General features: G+C 42.2%; 19 protein-coding genes. 13 read left to right on the plus strand and 6 right to left on the minus strand.

What is annotated here, in order from left to right:
- Positions 1 to 14 precede the first annotated feature (14 nt).
- Positions 15 to 2,507: a M1 family metallopeptidase gene (locus FO440_RS02020; protein ID WP_246104154.1), complete on the minus strand. Its 2,493-nt coding sequence runs from the start codon at positions 2,505 to 2,507 to the stop codon at positions 15 to 17.
- 232 nt (positions 2,508 to 2,739) lie between these two features.
- A complete protein-coding gene (locus tag FO440_RS02025) occupies positions 2,740 to 3,150 on the minus strand; it encodes a BrxA/BrxB family bacilliredoxin (RefSeq protein ID WP_144248177.1) in 411 nt (136 codons plus the stop codon).
- Between the two features lie 185 nt (positions 3,151 to 3,335).
- Here FO440_RS02025 and FO440_RS02030 point away from each other — a divergent pair, with 185 nt between their 5' ends.
- Together FO440_RS02030 and FO440_RS02035 are read left to right on the plus strand one after the other, a co-directional pair.
- Entirely contained in the window at positions 3,336 to 4,202 is an 867-nt protein-coding gene (locus tag FO440_RS02030; protein WP_144246557.1) for a M23 family metallopeptidase, read from the plus strand.
- Positions 4,203 to 4,217: 15 nt separating this feature from the next.
- Entirely contained in the window at positions 4,218 to 4,604 is a 387-nt protein-coding gene (locus FO440_RS02035) for a bactofilin family protein (RefSeq protein ID WP_144246558.1), read from the plus strand.
- 315 nt (positions 4,605 to 4,919) lie between these two features.
- On the opposite strand, the gene FO440_RS02040 is transcribed toward FO440_RS02035, so the two are convergent.
- The 4 genes from FO440_RS02040 to FO440_RS02055 all read right to left on the minus strand — a co-directional run bounded on the left by FO440_RS02040 (position 4,920) and on the right by FO440_RS02055 (position 7,441).
- Entirely contained in the window at positions 4,920 to 5,342 is a 423-nt protein-coding gene (locus tag FO440_RS02040) for a secondary thiamine-phosphate synthase enzyme YjbQ (protein ID WP_144246559.1), read from the minus strand.
- 56 nt (positions 5,343 to 5,398) lie between these two features.
- A complete protein-coding gene (locus FO440_RS02045; RefSeq protein ID WP_144246560.1) occupies positions 5,399 to 5,800 on the minus strand; it encodes a nucleoside deaminase in 402 nt (133 codons plus the stop codon).
- A 95-nt stretch (positions 5,801 to 5,895) separates the two neighbouring features.
- Positions 5,896 to 6,774 (minus strand): alpha/beta fold hydrolase, encoded by an 879-nt coding sequence (locus tag FO440_RS02050; protein ID WP_144246561.1) that lies wholly within the window; start codon positions 6,772 to 6,774, stop codon positions 5,896 to 5,898.
- A 100-nt stretch (positions 6,775 to 6,874) separates the two neighbouring features.
- Positions 6,875 to 7,441 (minus strand): TetR/AcrR family transcriptional regulator, encoded by a 567-nt coding sequence (locus FO440_RS02055; protein WP_144246562.1) that lies wholly within the window; start codon positions 7,439 to 7,441, stop codon positions 6,875 to 6,877.
- A 516-nt stretch (positions 7,442 to 7,957) separates the two neighbouring features.
- On the opposite strand from FO440_RS02055, the gene FO440_RS02060 reads away from it, so the two are divergent.
- The 11 genes from FO440_RS02060 to FO440_RS02110 all read left to right on the plus strand — a co-directional run bounded on the left by FO440_RS02060 (position 7,958) and on the right by FO440_RS02110 (position 20,200).
- Positions 7,958 to 8,758 (plus strand): shikimate dehydrogenase family protein, encoded by an 801-nt coding sequence (locus FO440_RS02060; protein ID WP_144246563.1) that lies wholly within the window; start codon positions 7,958 to 7,960, stop codon positions 8,756 to 8,758.
- Positions 8,755 to 9,354 carry a gliding motility lipoprotein GldD gene (gene gldD, locus FO440_RS02065; protein WP_144246564.1) on the plus strand — a complete coding sequence of 200 codons (600 nt, stop codon included), beginning with the start codon at positions 8,755 to 8,757 and terminating at the stop codon, positions 9,352 to 9,354. The genes FO440_RS02060 and gldD overlap by 4 nt, the downstream gene beginning before the upstream one ends.
- Positions 9,355 to 9,447: 93 nt before the next feature.
- Positions 9,448 to 10,086, plus strand: a complete 639-nt coding sequence (locus FO440_RS02070) for an MBL fold metallo-hydrolase (protein WP_144246565.1) — start codon at positions 9,448 to 9,450, stop codon at positions 10,084 to 10,086.
- A gap of 87 nt (positions 10,087 to 10,173) precedes the next feature.
- Positions 10,174 to 11,403 (plus strand): FtsX-like permease family protein, encoded by a 1,230-nt coding sequence (locus tag FO440_RS02075; protein WP_144246566.1) that lies wholly within the window; start codon positions 10,174 to 10,176, stop codon positions 11,401 to 11,403.
- A 9-nt stretch (positions 11,404 to 11,412) separates the two neighbouring features.
- On the plus strand, positions 11,413 to 11,823 hold the full coding sequence (locus FO440_RS02080) for a hypothetical protein (RefSeq protein ID WP_144246567.1): 411 nt from the start codon (positions 11,413 to 11,415) through the stop codon (positions 11,821 to 11,823).
- Positions 11,824 to 11,894: 71 nt separating this feature from the next.
- The gene (gene rbfA, locus FO440_RS02085; protein WP_186292545.1) at positions 11,895 to 12,266 is read left to right on the plus strand and encodes a 30S ribosome-binding factor RbfA; all 372 of its coding nucleotides are present in this window, start codon (positions 11,895 to 11,897) and stop codon (positions 12,264 to 12,266) included.
- Positions 12,267 to 12,306: 40 nt separating this feature from the next.
- Entirely contained in the window at positions 12,307 to 13,008 is a 702-nt protein-coding gene (locus FO440_RS02090) for a peptidoglycan DD-metalloendopeptidase family protein (protein ID WP_144246569.1), read from the plus strand.
- 110 nt (positions 13,009 to 13,118) lie between these two features.
- On the plus strand, positions 13,119 to 13,880 hold the full coding sequence (locus FO440_RS02095) for a hypothetical protein (protein ID WP_144246570.1): 762 nt from the start codon (positions 13,119 to 13,121) through the stop codon (positions 13,878 to 13,880).
- Position 13,881: 1 nt separating this feature from the next.
- Positions 13,882 to 16,650: a TonB-dependent receptor gene (locus tag FO440_RS02100; RefSeq protein WP_144246571.1), complete on the plus strand. Its 2,769-nt coding sequence runs from the start codon at positions 13,882 to 13,884 to the stop codon at positions 16,648 to 16,650.
- Positions 16,651 to 16,691: 41 nt separating this feature from the next.
- A complete protein-coding gene (locus FO440_RS02105) occupies positions 16,692 to 17,828 on the plus strand; it encodes a DUF4249 domain-containing protein (protein ID WP_186292546.1) in 1,137 nt (378 codons plus the stop codon).
- 44 nt (positions 17,829 to 17,872) lie between these two features.
- Positions 17,873 to 20,200, plus strand: coding sequence for a hypothetical protein (locus FO440_RS02110; protein WP_144246573.1), 2,328 nt, complete (start codon positions 17,873 to 17,875; stop codon positions 20,198 to 20,200).
- The last annotated feature ends 7 nt before the right edge of the window (positions 20,201 to 20,207 follow it).

The raw sequence follows: 20,207 nt of genomic DNA on the forward strand, positions 1-20,207 counted from the left end.
TCTGTTAATTATTATTACTTATTGATCTCTTTTATAGCATCGTCAACAGCAGTTGCTGATGCGGTATCTCCCATTTGGGTGCGTTGCGTTTTTATTCCTTCAAGCATGGTAGTAAGCGGGTCCGCAACGCCATACATTTTGTATTTTATGGCGGCGTCTTTTATGGCCGCTATACCTTGCTGTGCATACTCCGGCTTTTTAACAGCGCCTGTCATCCCTGCAAATTCCCTGATTATGGCAAACTTATTCTGGATGCCCGCATCTGTAAATTGTTTGTAAACAAACGGCCATTCGGCATCACCACCGGCAGTTGCATAAGTGTGGATCAGCGCGATGGTAAGGGCACCTTTATTGTCTTTTTCAAAACCTTTAGCAAGGGTCAACGCCTCTGCAGGTTCTTGCATTGAAATAGCTGTTAAAGCTGCACCCTGTATAGCATACGATTCGCTTTTTACCGCTTCTTTAAACGTAGGCAGCATGCCCGCTGCTTTCAATTTACCTAATACGCTTATCGCGGCAGCACGTACCAAAGTGTTCTCATCACTTTGCGCTAATGATAATAATATCGGCTGAGCGGCATTACGCACATCATCATTGGTCATATCTAAACCACGGATGGCTTTTATACGCAGGCCATAGTATTTATCCTTTAAAGCTGCCAGCATTACTTTGCGGGCACCGGCATCGCCTTGCTCAGGGGTGGCTTTGGTTATCGCTTCAAAACGGTCAAGGTATAGCGGCGCGTTAAAGTATTGAAAAACGTACTCAGGTAAAGTTTTGCTGTCGTTCTTTTCGGCCAGTAAAACTTTGTCGCCGTCAACATTTACCAGGTCAGGCTTTACTGCCGATGCAAAGGTCAGCGTGTCGGCTTTATCATTCATCCAAACGTTGTGGCGCACTTTTTTACCGCCGGCATAAATATCAATAGCCATTGGCAGTTTGAAACCATCGCCATCCTGGGTTTGTTGCAGGTAAACGGTTTCTTTTTTAGCAGCGTCATCCCAGTTATAGCTGATCTTTAAGATCGGGTTGCCATGGCCGTAGTACCATTGGTTAAAGAACCAGTTCAGGTCGCGGCCGCTGGCTTCTTCTAAAGCCAAACGCAGTTGTTGCGCCTCGCCTGCTTTAAAGGCGTTAGTTTTAAGGTAGATGCCTAAGCCTTTATAAAAAGCGTCGTAGCCTAAATAGTTACGCAGCATGTTCAGAATGCGGCCACCTTTTTGATAAGTAACTACGTCAAACATATCTTCCTTATCGTTATAGTGAAAACGCACCAGGTTCTTTTCTTTGTTAGCAGGGTTAGCCAAATAGTTCATCATAGCGGTGTAGCTATGCGCGTCTGCCTCGTCCTTGCCATATTTATGCTCGGCCCACATCATTTCACTAAAATCAGCGAATGATTCATTAACCGTCAGGTTACTCCAGCTTTCGGCAGTAACCAGATCGCCAAACCATTGGTGGAAAAGCTCATGCGCGATAGTGCTGCGGCCCTGGTCATAGTAAGCATCCAACAATTCGCGGTGTGTTTCCTGCACATATTCTCCATGCAGCGTAGCCGATGTATTTTCCATCGCGCCGCTCACGTAATCGCGCACAACAATTTGTGAATATTTATACCAAGGGAAATCAACCCCCAAGGTTTTAGAATAAAACTCGATCAGCTCTGGTGTCATCCCAAAGATCTCTTTGGCATAAGGCGCGTATTTTGGCTCCAGGTAATAGTTTACCTCTTTATCGCGCCATTTATCTTTGTAGATCTTAAAATCGCCCACGGCCATCATAAACAAGTATGGCGAGTGCGGCAGCTCCTGTTTCCAGGTATCGGTACGCGTTCCGTCGCCGTTAACCTTTTGTGATGCCAGCCTGCCGTTTGACAGCGTAACATAATTTGCAGGCACGGTCATGCTGATCTCGTCGGTAGTTTTTTGCTGTCCCTGGTCAATAGTCGGGAACCATGCCGATGAGCTTTCGGTTTCGCCCTGTGTCCAGATCTGCGTAGGCTTATCTTTTTCGGTACCGTCAGGATTGATAAAATACAAACCTTTGGCATCGTTTATGGCCGCGCTGCCTTTAACGTGCAGTTCGTTAGGTTTTGAAGTATAGTCAATATAAACGGTATAGCTTTCATTGTTATAATATACTTTATCCAAGGTAATAGCCAAACTCAGGCTGTCCTGGTACTTATATTTAAGCGGGATATTCTTGCCGTTTTTTACAATGGCGATGCTTTTAATATCCATGCCCTTGGCATCAAGCCTTAAGCTATCGGTTGCATAAAAATGAGGCTTTAAGGTAACCCATTCCTTACCGTAGAGGTAGCGCTTTTTGTAGTCGAACCGTACATCCAGTTTGGTATGTACCAGGTCATTGATACGGGGTTGGGTAGCCCTGTAGATCTTCATTGCCGGATCGTCGGCCTTTGGTGTTGTTTGCGCCATTACCGGGCTTAGCGCGCCGGCAGTAATGACCATACCGGCAGCTATACCGGCGAGTGTGTTTCTTTTCATTGAAATGATGAGTCAGTTGATAAGCGAAATTAAGATTTTTTACTCAGTATCTAAGACGCGGGATCGGGGGAAATGTTACAAGTTAGAGATTAGAGGTTGGTGATTAGAGATTAGGCTTGGGTGATTTACAAAAACAAAAAAGCGATAAGGGTTACTTATCGCTTTTTAATTATCTTTTATACGATATAGCGGACCGGCAACTAATCTCTAATCACCAACCTCTAATCACTAATTAGCAATATTGCTCAAACGCGCCTACCAGGTTATCTGCTATCATTTGTGCAGGGCGGCCTTCAATTTGGTGGCGCTCTATCATGTGTACCAGTTTACCGTCTTTAAACAAAGCCATAGCAGGCGATGACGGCGGGTAAGGCAACATATAGTTACGGGCAGTATCAACAGCCTCTTTTTCCATACCGGCAAAAACAGTTACAAATTTATCAGGATGCTTTTCATTTTGCGTAGCCATTCTTGCAGCAGGGCGCGCGTTAGCTGCAGCGCATCCACAAACAGAATTAACCATTACAAATACGGTGCCTTCGCTTTCAATAGCGTTTTTTACCGCGGCTGCATCTTTTAACTCCTCAAAACCAACTCTGGTAAGTTCTTCCCGCATTGGGGTCACTAAATATTCAGGATACATCATAATGTGTCTTTTTTCAAAATTACAGATACAAAAATAATAAATAGGTAACAGTTACAACCCAAAATTCGTAATAATAACACCTTGCTGACAAAGCCATACAAAGCAAATGTTAAAATGTTTAAAAAATGTTGTTTTGTATTTGGCTTTTTATAACTTGCAAGCCCTAATTGTAATAAGTATAAATGAAACTTAAGCCAAAGGATGTAAGCACCATTGTTATTTTAAACAAAAATAAACAAGGCGCTAAAACCATACAAGTGCGTACCCGGCACATTAATCACTTAAAATATTACGGAATTGGGTTATTAGGTATATTGACATTACTGGTAGGCACCATTATATTTTTGCGTAACAAAAGCCAGCAGCAAGAGGCCGAAAAACAATTGCTGCTTAGCCAGATAGTAAGCCTTAAAGGCAAGATCCCTGCCGAACTGCAAAAAGACGGTTCTAAAAATAACGCCCAAAGTTATATCCAATCCATTGAGGCGAAACTGAAAAGCATTAACGATTATTTAAGAAAACGCGGACTGAAAGGCTTCCAGACCAAATCTGTAGGTGGCGATAACAATGCCGCAGGCGCCAAGCTTTCTGACAAAGAAGTTTACATGGCCTATAACGATTACCTGTCGCACCTGGTTAATGCAGTGGGCTTTACGCCGATGGGTTATCCGCGCATCAGCTCCATGACATCAAGCTTTGGCTACCGCAGTGATCCGTTCGACTCAGGCCATGCCGAGTTCCATCCCGGTATTGACTTTAAAGGTCACCGCGGCGACGTAGCTAAATGTACCGCCAATGGCCGTGTAGTAGCTGCCGGATGGTATGGCGGTTACGGCAAATGCGTACGTGTGGCGCATGCCAACGGCTTTGAAACCCTGTACGGGCACCTGTCGCGCATTACGGTTGAGGTGGGGCAAACTGTGGCTGTAGGCGATAAGGTTGGCGAGGTTGGATCGACCGGCCACTCTACCGGCACACACCTGCATTACGAAGTACGTAAAGACGGCAAACCAATTAACCCGGTGAAATTTTTAACCCTGAACAACTAATTAACAGAGCATACCATGGGTGTTTTTTCTAAAAAAGATAAAGTAGCGCTTGACCTGCAAACCATATCGACTTTAATTAGCGAAGGCTGTACTATAGCCGGTAATATCAACGCCCCTGCCGTGGTGCGTATTGACGGTGAAGTAACCGGCGACGTAGTGGTAAGCGAAGGCCTGATACTGGGCGAAAAAGGGATCATAACCGGCAACGTTACCACCAAAGAACTGATCGTTTACGGCATCATAGCGGGCAATATCAAAGCCCAATCGCTCGAGATAAAAAGCACCGGCAAAATAACCGGGGATATAGACACAGCCGCCTTACTGGTTGAAACCGGGGGCATCTACAACGGCCGCCTCACCATGGCAACCGGCGAAACCAAACAGATCAAAAAGATAGCGTAACAGCGCTACGCCCAGCCCTGATATTTACTAAAACCCAGATTTTGGAAATCCCGCTTAAAAAACTCCCCTCTTGAGAGGGGGCGCGGCGACTGTGCGGTTGCAGGGGTGTGTTTAAACGCGCGACAGGACACACCCCTTCACCCCTCTCAAGAGGGGAATCGCACAATCCCACCGCTTTTTTACGCTGTCATCTCGAACGATAGTGAGAGATCTATACATAGATAGTTATCCGCCTGAGCAGTGTATAGATTTCTCCTCGTTCCTCGTTCGAAATGACAATCTTTTTAATTATGGTGTTACGTCACCCAGCCCACGTTACACACCCCATGCAGTAAGCATCAGGTTGCGGGCTTCGCCGTAGTCGCGGTGTTCGCACAGGTAAATGCCCTGCCAGATACCCAGCGCCAGGCGGCCGTTGCTGATGGGTATGGTTACCGAACAGCCCAGTAGCGCAGCTTTAAGGTGTGCCGGCATATCGTCGGGACCTTCGTCGTTATGGATATAATCAGGATCATTTTCGGGCACGGCCTTGTTAAAGTAGGTTTCAAAATCGCGGCGCACGGTAGGGTCGGCATTCTCATTGATGGTAAGCGAAGCCGAGGTATGCTGAATAAACACCTGCAATATGCCGCTTTTCAGTTCGCGGATCTGCGGAAGGGCATCCAATACCTCGGCCGTGATCAGGTGAAAGCCCCGTTTACGCCGGGATAACCTGATCTGCTGCTGGTAAATTTTCATGTGGGTATAACAAGGGGTGAGGTTAAAAGTTCAAAATGATGATTGAGTTTCGTTTTTTAATTCGTAATGACTATTTCTGGCGCATCGCCCCATGTTTTAATTTTGCCGGTAGTTAGTATATTGAAAGGTTCAATCGTGCCGCCCAGTTCTCCGCAATATTTACTAAATACCACATGTGCTATTTTTTGATGCCTGATAACGTACGAACAAAGGATACAAGGCTCAACATTAGAATACAATGTTGCTCCCTCGCATGAGCCATTATTTTGTAAAGCATCTAAAATTGCTACCACCTCCGCATGCCGGGTTACATCTTTTAAACGGCGGCTTTGTTCAAAACCTTCGCCAATAATTTTCCCATCCTTTACAACTACGCTGCCTACCGCGCTTTCCCCGGCTAATGCCGCTTGTTGTGCCAGCTCCAGGCATCGGTTTAAATAAAGCTTATGATCTTCCATAATTTGTTATTACAGGTAAATATAGATTTTGATAACCACTTCACGCAAAAAACCCCATGCCTGTTTAGCAGGCATGGGGTGCAGAAATTTCATTCTTAATTTTTAGCGCCAGTTTTCTTATCCAGGAAATTACGGATAATGCCGGCTATTTCATTACCGTGGCTTTCCAGTGCGAAATGGCCGGTGTCAAACAAATGGTATTCAAGGTTTTTTAGATCCTTTTTATAAGCCTCGGCACCCGATGCCGGGAATATATAGTCATTTTTACCATACACTATCAGCATCTCAGGGTTGTACTTTCGGAAATATTCCTGCCATTGGGGATACAGATCAACATTGGTACGATAATCATAAAAAAGATCAAGCTGGATCTGCGCGTTCTCAGGCCTTTCCAGGTGGCGCAGGTCTATCTCCCAGTTATCCGGGCTGATCAGGCCGGTATCAGGCACGCCATTGGTGTATTGCCATTTAAGTCCGTCGGCGTTGTGGAATGTTCTCAAAGTGTCCTCTGCGGTTTTATTGTTGCGGTCTGCCCAATAAGCCTTGATTGGGTCCCAGAACTCTTCCAGGCCTTCATCATAGGCGCAGCCATTTTGCACGATCAGCGTTTCAATTTTTTCGGGCGCAGCCGATGCGATACGCCAGCCTACCGGGGCACCATAATCCATTACATACAAGCTGTATTTGTTAATGTTAAGTTCTTGCAGCAATGTCTTTACGATAGTTGCAAAGTTTTCAAAAGTGTAAGCAAAATCGGCAATGGCAGGTTGTTCGCTGCGGCCGTAACCGGGATAATCAGGTGCGATGAGATGATAACTGTCAGACAGGTCGCTGATCAGGTTCCTGTACATATGTGATGAGGTTGGATAGCCGTGCAGTAATACCAGCGTGGGTTTGCTTTTATCACCGGCTTCCCGGTAAAAAATGTTTACTCCATTAATTTTGATAAAGTTGTGTTGCGTTTGTGTTTTCATGTTTATTTAATTATTGATTTGTTAATTTATTTACCGAACGTTCGGTAAATAATAAGATCATATTTATTTTCTTTTTTATATCTATTAAAAAAATAATTGCTTAGTTGGTGGTCTGTAAAAATTGCCCTATGTTATCCAGGCAGTTTTCAAAGTGCGAATTATCGCCTGTCGCACCAGATAACACCAGTGCCCCTTGTAATAAAGGATTGATTAGATTTGCTTTTTTCTTAGCCTCACTTCCAGGTAAGCCTGCTTCAATTAAAAGTTCGGTAAAGCTTTGGGTGATCAGGTTAAAACAATGGGTAACCGTCTCTTTGAAAATGCCTGCATCAGGGCCGATAGACAAGGTGCGAAGTAAGCAGTTATTAGCCCCATTGTTATATAGTTTACCCAGTGAACTGATTGCCTTTTTAAGCCGGATGGAAGGGCTGATAGCCTTATCTGCCAATACAGTTACAATATTATCATTGATCCACTGCTCTACATTTTTTAGCACATGTTGTGCCATTTCCTGTTTCCCGTTTGGGAAACGGTGATACAGGCTGGCTTTTTTTAAGCCGGTAGCTTGCGAAAGCGATTCCATTGAAGCACCGTCATAACCTACGCTGCGGAATATTTCAAACAGCTTTTGGTCTACATTTTCAGGATCAACTTTATTGTTGCGCATCTTATAATTAATTTATAACGGATAAAGCCATATTACTTTCGTTCCAAATCACGATACAATATTACCAAACGTTCGGTAAATTAAAAAATATTTTTATTTTTTTTCCTTCTTCTCAACGGGAACCCTTGCGATAGCATATTTTGTTAAACCATGGTGGCGCTATTTTGTCAGTATTTGTCCTTGATTTATCCTGAAAAACATCAATAAATCTGTGCCAAACTGTATCATGAAAGCAATTTCACAGAATTAGTTTATTAATTATCAAACAATTACAAAAACAGGTGTATCAATATGTATCACCGGGACACCTTCAGTTTGGTACACCCGTTACGCTAAGGCGACGGTGTCATTCGGACCAGCAGCAAAGGATATTGTCAGCCCCTATCGCCGCTTTAAGATCCTAAAACAACCCGATAGCCATCGGGACAGGATGACGGCAGGGGTATAAGGTATGCCCAACTAACTGCTTTATACAATAAATTTAAAATCCTCGTTGTTTGTTACTAATATTACACCATGAAACAATACGGGCTTATTGGTTTTCCGCTGTCGCATTCATTTTCAAAGAAGTACTTCACCCAAAAGTTTGAAGACGAGAACATAAAAGACGCGGTATATGATCTGTACACGCTTGAGCACATTAAAGACCTGCAGGACCTTTTAGACGCTCACCCCAATCTTTGCGGGCTTAACGTTACCGTCCCGCACAAAAAGAATGTGTTAAAGTATTTAGACTGGGTAGAGCATGATGCCCGCAATGCCGGCGCGGTAAACTGTATCCGCATCACCAAAGAAAGCCCGGTACTGGCAGCCTTTAACGGCGAAGTAGGTGTTGAGGGCCATGATTTCAGGCTTGAAGGCTTTAATACCGACCTGTATGGTTTCGAAATGTCATTAAGGCCGTTATTAAAAGAGCAGCATACCGATGCCCTGATATTAGGCGACGGCGGCGCGGCGCAAGCCGTTAAATGCGTGCTGCAGAACCTGGATATCGCTTACAAAATTGTCACCCGCAAGGCAATTCCCGACAACCTGACGTTCGACGAATTGAAGCCGCACCATATTAAAAACCACAAGCTGATCATCAATACTACACCGCTGGGCACCGCCCCAAAGGTTGACGAATGCCCGCCCATACCCTACCAGGCCATCACCGACGAGCATTTGCTGTATGACTTGGTGTATAACCCGCCCGAAACGCTTTTCTTAAAAAAGGGCGCCGAGCGTGGCGCTACCCCTAAAAACGGCTATGAAATGCTGGTACTACAGGCCGAAAAATCGTGGGAGATCTGGAACTCAAAAGAAAAACATCCATGAGGATCATCCCTATACTGATCATTGGACTTCTGTTGTTCGCAGCTTGCGGCAATAGTCATGACTATTCGCCAAAACCGCGGGGGTACTTCCGTATCGAGTTGCCCAAAAAAGCATACCGCGAATATGTGTCTGATCATCCGTTCACGTTTCAGTACCCTACCTACGCGGTGATAGAAAAGGACACCCAAACACGCGTGGCTCATAGCTTACTGAATATGAACCAGCTGCTAAATATGCAGTTTAAACAGCTTAACGGCACGCTGCATTTAAGCTATGAAAGCATCACCTCAAAAAAAGTATTCGACGAACTGGTTGAGGACGCGCATAAATTCGCCTTTAAAAACACGGTAAAGGCTACGGACATAGACCAGGGCAGCATCAGTATCCCTGCGCATAAAGTATATGGCATTTATTATACCATTGGCGGCAACGCGGCATCGTCCGTCCAGTTTTTTCTAACCGACAGCGTGAAAAACTATATGCGCGGCGCTTTGTATTTTAATACCGAGCCGCGGCTTGATTCTATCCAGCCCGTACTTAACTTTGTTAAGAAGGACATAAACGTGATGATAGCAACCTTTAAATGGAAAAAGTAATACCGATATCGGATTTCGGATGTTCGATTTCGGATTTGATATATGTTACCCAAAATCCGAAATTCAAAATCCGATATCCGAAATAAATAAAACATGGCTTCAGTAAAAGTACTCCCCAATAACCCGTTCCAGGAAAACACCTATATTTTATATGATGAAACCTGCGAATGCGCTATAATAGACCCCGGAATGGATACCTCTGCCGAGCAGAATGCGGTAGTAAATTTTGTTAAAGACAATAACCTGAAACCGGTTTTATTGCTTAACACCCATTGCCATATTGACCATGTGCTGGGCAACAAATTTATATTTGATATGTTCGGCATTAAGCCCCAGTTTAACAAAGGCGAGTTGCCGGTACTGGAGGCCGTTGTGGGTTATGCGCCCCAATATGGCTTCCGTTATGAGCCATCGCCTATACCTGACGTTTTTTTAGGCGAAACGGGAACGGTGAGCTTTGGCAATACTACTTTAAGTTTGATCTACGCGCCCGGCCACTCGCCTGCTCACTTATGTTTTTATGACGACGAAGCCAATTACCTGATAGGCGGCGACGTACTGTTCAGGGGCAGCATTGGGCGCACAGACCTGCCCGGCGGCGATTTTAAACAACTGATAGATAATATCGAGCAAAAGCTGTTATTACTGCCTGATAGCTGCGTGGTATATCCCGGCCATGGGCCCGAAACTACCATTGGTTTTGAAAAGCAGCATAATCCTTTTTTAACGTAGTACGTTAGGCATCGTTGGTTTTACGTATTTTTACCACGCACGGCATATTGTACTAATGTAAACCGTATAAACTTCATCAGCATAAAATTGAATACCTCTATCTACATAGCAAAGCGTTACCTGGTTTCGGGCAAAAAAATGCATGCTGTAAATATTATTTCGGGGATATCCATGCTGGGGATTCTGATAGGCACCGCGGCGCTTATTATCCTGCTGTCGGTGTTTAACGGGCTTGAAAAAATAATATTCGCGCTTAACAGTAACTTTTCGCCCGAGCTGCGCATCGAAGCCAAACTTGGAAAGACCTTTGATCCGGGCACAGCTTATTTTAAGATATTGCATAAAGATACAAGATTGCTGTCATATACAGAAGTTTTGCAGGATAACGTTGTAATTGAATATGGCGGCAAACCAGTTATAGGTAACATAAGGGGTGTTAGCGATGAGTTTTTAAAAAACCCGCGCCTGGACAGCACTATCCTGGATGGATCGTTCACCTTACGGACAAACGATAGCCCGATGGCCGTGATTGGTGTTATTATTCAGAATAATCTTTCGGTCAACGTTAATAATACTACCACTCCCATGCAGATCTATGCCCCGCGACGACGCAGCGTAGTTTCCATGAACCCGTCAGACGAGTTTATCAGCCGCAGCATTTATCCATCAGGTGTATTTTCTATTCAGCAGGATGATGACGACACCATTATCGTCCCGCTTGACTTTGCCCGCGATTTGCTTGATCTGCCGGTAACGGTTTCGTCCATCGATCTTAATTTTAAAAAAGGCAACGATATTGCCGCTTTACAAGAAGAGATACAAAACAAATTAGGCGAACAGTTTACGGTTAAAACACGCCAGCAACAAAATACATCACTCTACAAAACGCTTAATACCGAAAAATGGTCGGTATTTATGATACTGGCTTTTGTGATAGTCATTGCCGCGTTTAATATTGTAGGTTCATTAACCATGTTGGTTATTGATAAACGTAAGGATATTGCCATCCTGTCAAGCTTAGGCGCCAACAGTCGGTTAATACAAGGTATCTTCTTTTTTGAGGGATTGATGATATCATTAATTGGTTGCATTATTGGCCTTGTGCTTGGCTTTGTATTTTGTATCTTGCAGCAACGGTACGGCCTTATCCAGGTAGGCGGTAAAATAAGTACACCAAACAATGCCTACCCTATACAGCTTAAGGCCGATAATTTTGTCCTGGTGTTTTTAACGGTTGCTGTTATTTCAATTATAGCATCGGGCATTAGTGCCAGATTAAGTATAAAAGGATTGGACGATATTAAACAAGATTTATAAATTTGACACATGCGTTTAATTAAAGGCCAACTATTTTTTGCTTTACTGGGGATAGTAACTATAGCCGCCTGTAACCATGGGCCTGATAAAAAAGCCGATCAGGAACAAGGTCAAACTATAGCCAAACCGGATATAACCCCTATTACATTAAAGGGATTATACAGCTTTGCGCCCGGTGCTAAAACCTTTCAGGCATGCGGTAAACAAACCGAGCTTTGGGTTACCGACAGCTCGACGCAGTTAGAGCTTCAGTACTCGCAGGCTATCAGCTTTGAACAACAAGGCGACCAGGTGTATGTTGAGGTTGAAGGCAGGAAAGTGAAGTCGACAAAAGGTGGCCCGGGTGCCGCTTATGATAGCACACTGATCGTAAAAAAACTGATAAAGTTAACTAAAGATATACCTGCGGGTTGTAAGTAAACTTTTAGTACTATATTGTTAAATATTAAAAATCTAAACTCATTTGCCTGTTTGGCGTTAATTAAATAATTATGGAATCAAAACGTCAACAAAAATTTGCCGGAGTAATACAAGAGGACCTTGCCGCTATTTTTCAGCGCGAGGGGATGAATTATTTACCAAATACAATGGTAACCATAACCAAAGTAAGGGTTACACCCGACCTGGCAATCGCGAGGGTGTTTTTAAGTTTTTTTAATAATACCAATACCACGCTGGCACTTCAAACCATAAAATTGCACGCGTCAGAAATAAGGTATAAACTTGGTGGCCGCATTAAAGACCAGGTAAGGATAATACCCCAGCTTGAGTTTTTTATTGACGACACCAGCGAGTATGTTGACCGCATGGAAAAGATCTTTGATAAGATCCATCGCGAAGAAAAGCAGCCGGATACGGAATAACGTATATAATGCTTATTAAAAGATCCTGTCTGCTTCTTCAATGACTCCAACCGAAAGATTGACCGCCTACCTTAATACGCACCCAGGTGCAATTGGTAAAGTTGTTGATTTTGATGCCGCTACAGACCACCTTTACCCTTTTGATTTTACCGCTGCCAATACCGAATTGGATATTGAAGTACTGATAGACACCGACCAGTTTTGTAAATGGATAGACGCACGGCTTGCAGCAAGTGGTTGCCGCTATGGTATTGGCGGGTATATGGAACATCGCACTTTGTATGCCCGCAGCCCCTTGTTCAATTCAAAACATGAACCGCGCCGCCTGCATTTGGGTATTGATATCTGGGCCGCAGCCGGCACGCCGGTTTATGCACCATTAAATGGCATCGTTCATAGCTTTAGCGACAACAATAATTTTGGCGATTACGGCCCGACGATCATCTTAGAATACGATCTTGACGGGTTGAGGCTTTATAATTTATTCGGCCATTTGTCGCGCGCCAGCCTGGCGGGGTTGAGCGTTGGGCAACCGATCAGCAAAAACCAAAAAATAGGCGAACTGGGTACCACCGACGTAAACGGCAACTGGCCGCCACACCTTCATTTTCAATTGATGTTTGATATGCAAGGCAAAACCGGCGATTATCCCGGCGTGGGTAAATTCTCTGAAATAGAGCAATGGCGCCAAAATGTTCCTGACCCTAATTTGATATTGCGGTTTCACATATCACACGCATAACCACCCGTTATAAAACAGACGAATTGTGCAGTATTTTGATTAAAAGATACTATCTATTTGATTTTATACGGTTTTATTGCCTAAATTACCTGTTACAAATACATCTATGAATGTTTAAATTTCTAATCCGGATCACATTGTGCATTTGCCTGGAATTTATTTTGGTAAATTCTACTTTCGCCCAGGCAACCACAGATAGCCTGGCTGATACTAAAGCAGCACAAGTTTATGCCAATGCCGAAAACAATTTCAATAAAGCATTAGGGCCACAATCAAGGCTTTATAATGGTTTAGCTTACTTACCTTACAATAATTCTATCAAAGGCAATCCTTATTTTATGGATGTTACCTCTGCAAGTACTGGCAATATACAATATGATGGTTATACTTATAAAGATGTTAAACTATTTTATGACCTGAACAAAGACCAGTTAATAACCTACTTATACAATAGCCAATTAATGATGTATCTTATCGCTCAAAAAGTGACATCTTTTGACATCCTTGACCATCATTTCATTTTCATAAAGCCGGACGCTTCTTTATCCAATCAGGTAAAAGAAGGCTATTATGATGCACTTTATGATGGAAAAATAAAGGTTTTGGCTAAAAGGACAAAAACCATACAGGGCGAGAGCAATTTAGGCCAGGGTGGCATTTCATCATACTTTACCAATACAGCAACCGATTATTATTTGTTTAAAAACAATACCTATTATAAAGCAAACAGTGAAGGTAGTTTTACATCAACGCTTAAAGATCATGCAAAAGAGATCAAGCAGTTTATAAAGGATAAAAAAATAAAGTACAGAAAAGATAAGGAAGGCGCAATGACTGCTATAGCTACTTATTATGATCACCTAAACCAATAATATGAGAAAAGCTTTCCTTTTATTTGGTTTGATATTTTTTGCAAAGTTTGCAATTGCCCAAAATGGCAAAAGCATTAGCGCAGACTTTGACAAAGCTACTATTACGCAATTTGTTTCTGATCTGAAAGCCAGAACAGGCTACCAGTTTTATGTGGATACTACCCAATTTGACAGTCTAAGGATTACGCTGCATATTACAGAACAACCACTTGCTGCGGTGTTAGATCAGGCCTTTAAAAACACAAATTATCATTACACCATAGTAACGGATCAGCAACAGGTTTTCTTAACCAGAGGCAAACAGATCGAGTCGCGGATAGCAACAGGTTACTTTAGTAACACTAATTCCGAAAAAAATCCGGCAGCTGTTACTAATAATGTACCTGAAGATTTTAATCTTGATAAAGAGCGTCCTGCCACAGAGGCTACTGTCGAAAATAAATTATACACTATTGGTACAGCGTCAAACGCTGTCAAAGGTAATGTAATACTATCAGGCTATGTTAAGGATATCAAAACAGGCGAGTCGGTTGTTGGGGGCAGTGTAACTGTTGCAAATACAAAAACCGGGATAGCAACAGATCAATACGGCTATTACACGCTTACCTTGCCACGCGGACGCCAAACACTGATCATACACGGTATAGGTATGCGCGATACCAAAAGGCAGATTAACCTATTTGGCGATGGCCGTTTGAACATTGAAATGCAGGAGCTGATCACTTCATTAAAAGAGGTTAAGATATCTGAAGATAAAGTGGCCAACGTGCGCAGTATAGAAATGGGCGTAAATAAACTGGACATAAGAAGTATCAAGCAGGTGCCCGCCGTTTTTGGCGAGGCTGATATTTTACGTGTGGTTTTAACCTTACCGGGCGTGCAGTCTGTCGGCGAAGCAACAACCGGCTTTAATGTGCGCGGTGGCTCGGCAGATCAGAACCTGATATTATTAAACGATGCTACAATTTATAACCCGTCGCATTTCTTTGGGTTTTTCTCGGCGTTTGACCCGGATATTGTAAAGGATGTTGAACTGTATAAAAGTAGCATCCCTGTAAAATATGGCGGTCGCCTTGCTTCAGTACTTGACGTTACTGACAGGGAAGGAAACAAGAAAAAGTTTACAGGTACAGCAGGTATAGGTTTGCTAACCAGCAGGCTTAATATTGAAGGCCCGATTGACAAAGACAAAACATCATTTATTTTAGGTGCGCGCACCTCATATTCTAATTGGCTGCTCAGCCTTTTGCCAGAAGAATATAAACATAGCAGCGCGTCATTTTATGATGTAAACTTTAATGTAAGCCACCAGATCAATGAGAAGAATAACCTTTACTTAACCACCTACATGAGCCATGACGCGTTCAGGTTAAACAGCGATACAACTTATAGTTATGGCAATAAAAACATCAACCTAAAGTGGAAGCATAACTTTAATGATAAGCTATACAGCGTGTTGATAGCCGGTTATGACAGGTATCAGTACCAGGTATCAAGTAATACTATCCCTACCAATGGCTATAACCTTAACTATAACATCAATCAGTCAAACCTTAAGGCAGATTTCACCTATTATCTCGACCGTAAAAACACCATTAATTTTGGTTTAACTTCTACTTACTACAAATTACATTCAGGCAATTTTGAGACTTACAGCAATCAATCACTGATAGCACCTGATATTGTACCGGCAGAGCAGGCACTGGAAAGCGCACTGTATATAGGCGACAAATATGACCTGACCCCAGACCTTACTTTTGATTTTGGTGTACGATATTCTATTTACAATTATTTAGGGCCGCAAACTGTAGATCAATACGCCCCGAATTTACCAAGAGAAAGCACAAATATTATTGACAGTGTTACCTACGCAAAAAACCACATTATCAAAACATACCAAAGCCCGGAGATAAGGGCATCGTTACGTTATAATGTAACCGGCGATTTTTCTTTAAAAGCCAGCTATAATACGTTACATCAATACCTTCACTTGCTTTCAAACACTACGGCCATATCCCCTACTGATGTTTATAAGTTAAGCGACCCTAACATCAAGCCGCAATCAGGCGATCAGGTATCTTTTGGGATCTATAAGAATGCAAATTCCAACACTATCGAAACATCTTTAGAGGTATACTATAAACGCATTAAAGACTACCTGGATTATAAGAGCGGCGCCGTGCTATTGTTAAATGATCATATAGCGCAAGATGTACTTAACACCCGGGGAAAAGCTTATGGAATAGAATTTTTGATCAAAAAAACCGAAGGGCAATTAAACGGCTGGATGAGTTACACCTATTCACGTACCTTTTTAAAACAGGATGACCCTAACGCCGGCGAATTGATAAACGGCGGCAATTACTATCCTGCAAATTATGACAAGCCGCATAGTTTTAACCTTACCGGTAACTATCGTTTTACCCATCGTTACAGCATTTCATTAAATGTAGTTTATAGCACTGGCCGCCCTATAACATTGCCTATAGGAAAATATTATTACGGCGGATCAGAAAGGGTATATTACGGCGACCGGAATGCCGACCGTATCCCGGATTATTTCCGTTCAGATTTTTCATTTAACATTGAGGGTAATCATACGGTACATCAGCTTACACATAATTCATGGAGCATTGGTGTATATAATTTAACCGGGCGGGCAAATGCTTATTCAACCTATTTTACCGAACAAGGTGGAGCCATTAACGGGTATAAACTCTCCATTTTTGCTAAGCCTATACCTTTTATAAATTATAATATCCGATTTTAATGATGAAGGCCATGACAACAGGGATAGATAAGATAATTTTCATGATTGCAGCCGCAATACTTATTATCGGTTGTAAAAAACCGTATAATCCGTCTTTAGCAAAATATAAAACCGGCGAACTGGTGGTTGAGGGTTTTATTAACCCCGGCAATGACACTACAAGATTTAAGTTGAACAGGATAGTTAGGTTAGATACAGCAGTAACCGCCCCTGTTAATAACGCGCAGGTAATTGTAGAAGGAGCTGACAACTCAACCTACAAATTAGAGGGCGATACAAAAGGGAATTATACAGCGGTGCTGAGCTTAAACAACAGCCAAAAATACCGGCTTCATATCATAACTACCGATAACAAAAATTATGTATCAGATTATGTTGAAGTTAAAATAACCCCTGTAATTGACGCTCTCAATTACAGCATAAAAAACAATGGTCTGCAAATAAATCTTGATACGCATGATGCCGCTAATACTACAAGGTATTACCGGTGGGACTATATTGAAACCTGGGAATTTCATTCTAAATATGAATCAACTTACTACGTAATAAACAATGATATTCAGCCAAGGCCGCTTGATAAACAAATTTATTACTGCTACTCAAGCGCTAACTCTGCCAATGTTTTACTTGGCTCATCAGCCAAACTTACACAGGATGTTATTGCACAAGCCCCGGTTGCATTTGTACCTTCCTCATCAGAAAAGATCGAAGTTGAATACAGCGTAATAGTTTACCAGTATGCGCTTACCAGTGATGCATTCAATTTCTGGCAAAATTTAAAAAAGAATACTGAGCAACTAGGTAGCATATTTGATGCGCAACCATCAGAAATAACAGGCAATATACATTGCACTACAGACCCTACAGAAAATGTTGTGGGGTATATTAGTGCCTCTACTGTTCAGTCAAAAAGGATATTTGTTAAAAATGAGATGCTGCCACAAAGCTGGAAAGCTACATATCCTTACGATTGTGAAGCCGACAGCATTTTTGAAGATATCACAATAGGTGGTAAATCTGTCAACCAGGTGGACCAGCAAATTAAAGGCAGCGGTGTGTTTTTACCGATAACAAAGATCAATTCGCTTTCTCATGGGCAAGGCTATTTGGCCAGTTCGCCCATTTGTGTGGATTGTACTTTACGCGGAACTATAATAAAACCAAGTTTTTGGCAATGATAAAAATAACTAAAACTGTATATTTTGTACTTGTTATTGTCATTATGCCGATAACAAATTTATTGGCACAGGTATTACCTGATGTGCAAAAAAGCTTTGAGCAATATCACTCAACCCAATTGCAGGAAAAACTTTTTGTGCATACTGATAAAAACACCTACACGGTCGGCGAATTGATGTGGATTAAAATTTACTGTGTTGATGGTATTGCGCATAAACCGCTTGATTTTAGCAAAGTAGCCTATATTGAAGTTTTAGATGGGGAACACAGGCCGGTATTGCAGGCGAAAATTTCAATGCAAAATGGCACAGGCAACGGATCGGTATATCTGCCTGTTACTTTACCATCCGGTAATTTTTCATTACGGGCATATACGTCATGGATGAAAAACTTTAGTCCTGATTACTATTACAATAAACAACTTATTATCATAAACCCATTAAAATCGCCTGATAAACAAGTTGCAATTTCATCAACAGATTATGACATTCAGTTTTTCCCGGAGGGCGGTAACCTGGTAAACGGCATAACCAGTACTGTTGGTTTTAAGATGGCTGACCAGTGGGGAAAAGGCCTGCCTTTTGTAGGTGCTGTTATCGACGAGAAAAATGATACCGTTGTAAAATTCAAACCTTTAAAATTTGGAATAGGACATTTTTCTTTCAAGCCAAACAGCAGCAAAACTTACAAAGCAATTATTGATATAGGGGGCAAGATCATACAAAAAAACCTGCCGGCAATTAACAGCAACGGCTACGTAATGTCGGTTAAAAACGATGGCAATGATATTTTATCCGTTACCGTAAATACCAACTTACCCACAGAAAACGTGTACCTGTTTACACATACCCACAATGTAATCAAAGAGGTTGATGCCGCAACCACCGATAACGGTGTTGCCCATTTTAATATTGCCAAAAGCAAGCTTGGCGATGGCATTTCGCAACTGACACTATTTAACAACGCACGGAAACCGGTTGCAGAGCGGTTATACTTTAAACGCCCGGCAAAAACATTGGCTATCAATGGCGGTACTGAACAGCAACAATATGCCGTACGGAAAAAAGTCGCGGTAAACATAAACGCGGCGAGCAAAAATGGTGATCCGGCCATGGCGGATCTTTCTTTATCTGTTTATCGCCTCGATTCATTGCAGCATCCGTTTACTGATGATATCAGCAGCTCTATATGGCTAAGCAGTGATCTTAAAGGTTACGTAGAATCGCCTGGATATTATTTTCAGCAAGCCAGTGCAGAAAATGATGAAGCGATTGATAACCTTATGCTTACCCAGGGCTGGAGAAAGTTTAATTGGAATGATGTATTGACAAATAAACAGCCTGCCTTTAATTTTCTGCCTGAACATAACGGCCCTATAGTAACTGCACAGGTTACCAACAATACAAACAAGGCCGCTCAAAATGTATTAGCCTATTTATCCATACCCGGCAAACGAATACAGTTATACACATCTGTAAGCGACTCGTTGGGTCGTTTGATATTTAACATGAAAAATTTTTATGGTCCGGGCGAACTTGTTTTACAACCAAACACAACTATTGATACAACGTATCATTTTGAAATTAAAAGCCCTTTTTCTGATCAGTATGACAAAATAAACTTGCCGCCATTCACAGTAACGGCAGCAATGCAACCTCTATTTAAAGAGCTTAGCCGTAATATGCAGGTACAAAATATTTATAATGCTGCAAAAGCCAGGCAATTTTACGATCCGGAGGTTGACTCAACGGCTTTTTTCGGGCCGCCATATAAAACTTATTTACTTGACTACTATACACGCTTTGCAACAATTGATGAGGTGCTACGCGAGTATATCAGTGAGGTAAATATCAGGCACACAAAAAACGACGCGCATATCATGATCCATATGGGGACGGAATATTTAAGCCCTTATAACCCGATGGTAATGCTGGATGGTGTACCATTTTTTAATATGAAGAAAGTATTTTCTTTTGACCCTTTTAAGATATATAAATTGGAAACCGTGCCCTATACTTACTATTACGGCGCGACAGACGAGGACGGGATATTAAGTTTCAGCACATTTAAAGGCGACTTAGGTGGCACAGAAATAGACCCACATGCTGTTATAGTGGATTATGACGGGCTGGAATTACAGCGCCAGTTTTACTCGCCTCAATATGATACAGAAAAAGCATATAATAGCTTAATGCCCGATTTCAGGAACTTACTTTATTGGTCGCCTGACGTAAAAACAGATGCACAGGGAAAGAATAATATCAGCTTTTACACTTCTGACTTACCAGGCAGATATATTGGCATTATTCAAGGCTTTACTGCAAACGGAGAAACCGGAAGCCAATATTTTATGTTTGATGTCACTAAATAGCTTACTC

The organism is Mucilaginibacter corticis (assembly GCF_007558865.1).
GTDB classification, from domain to species: domain Bacteria; phylum Bacteroidota; class Bacteroidia; order Sphingobacteriales; family Sphingobacteriaceae; genus Mucilaginibacter; species Mucilaginibacter corticis.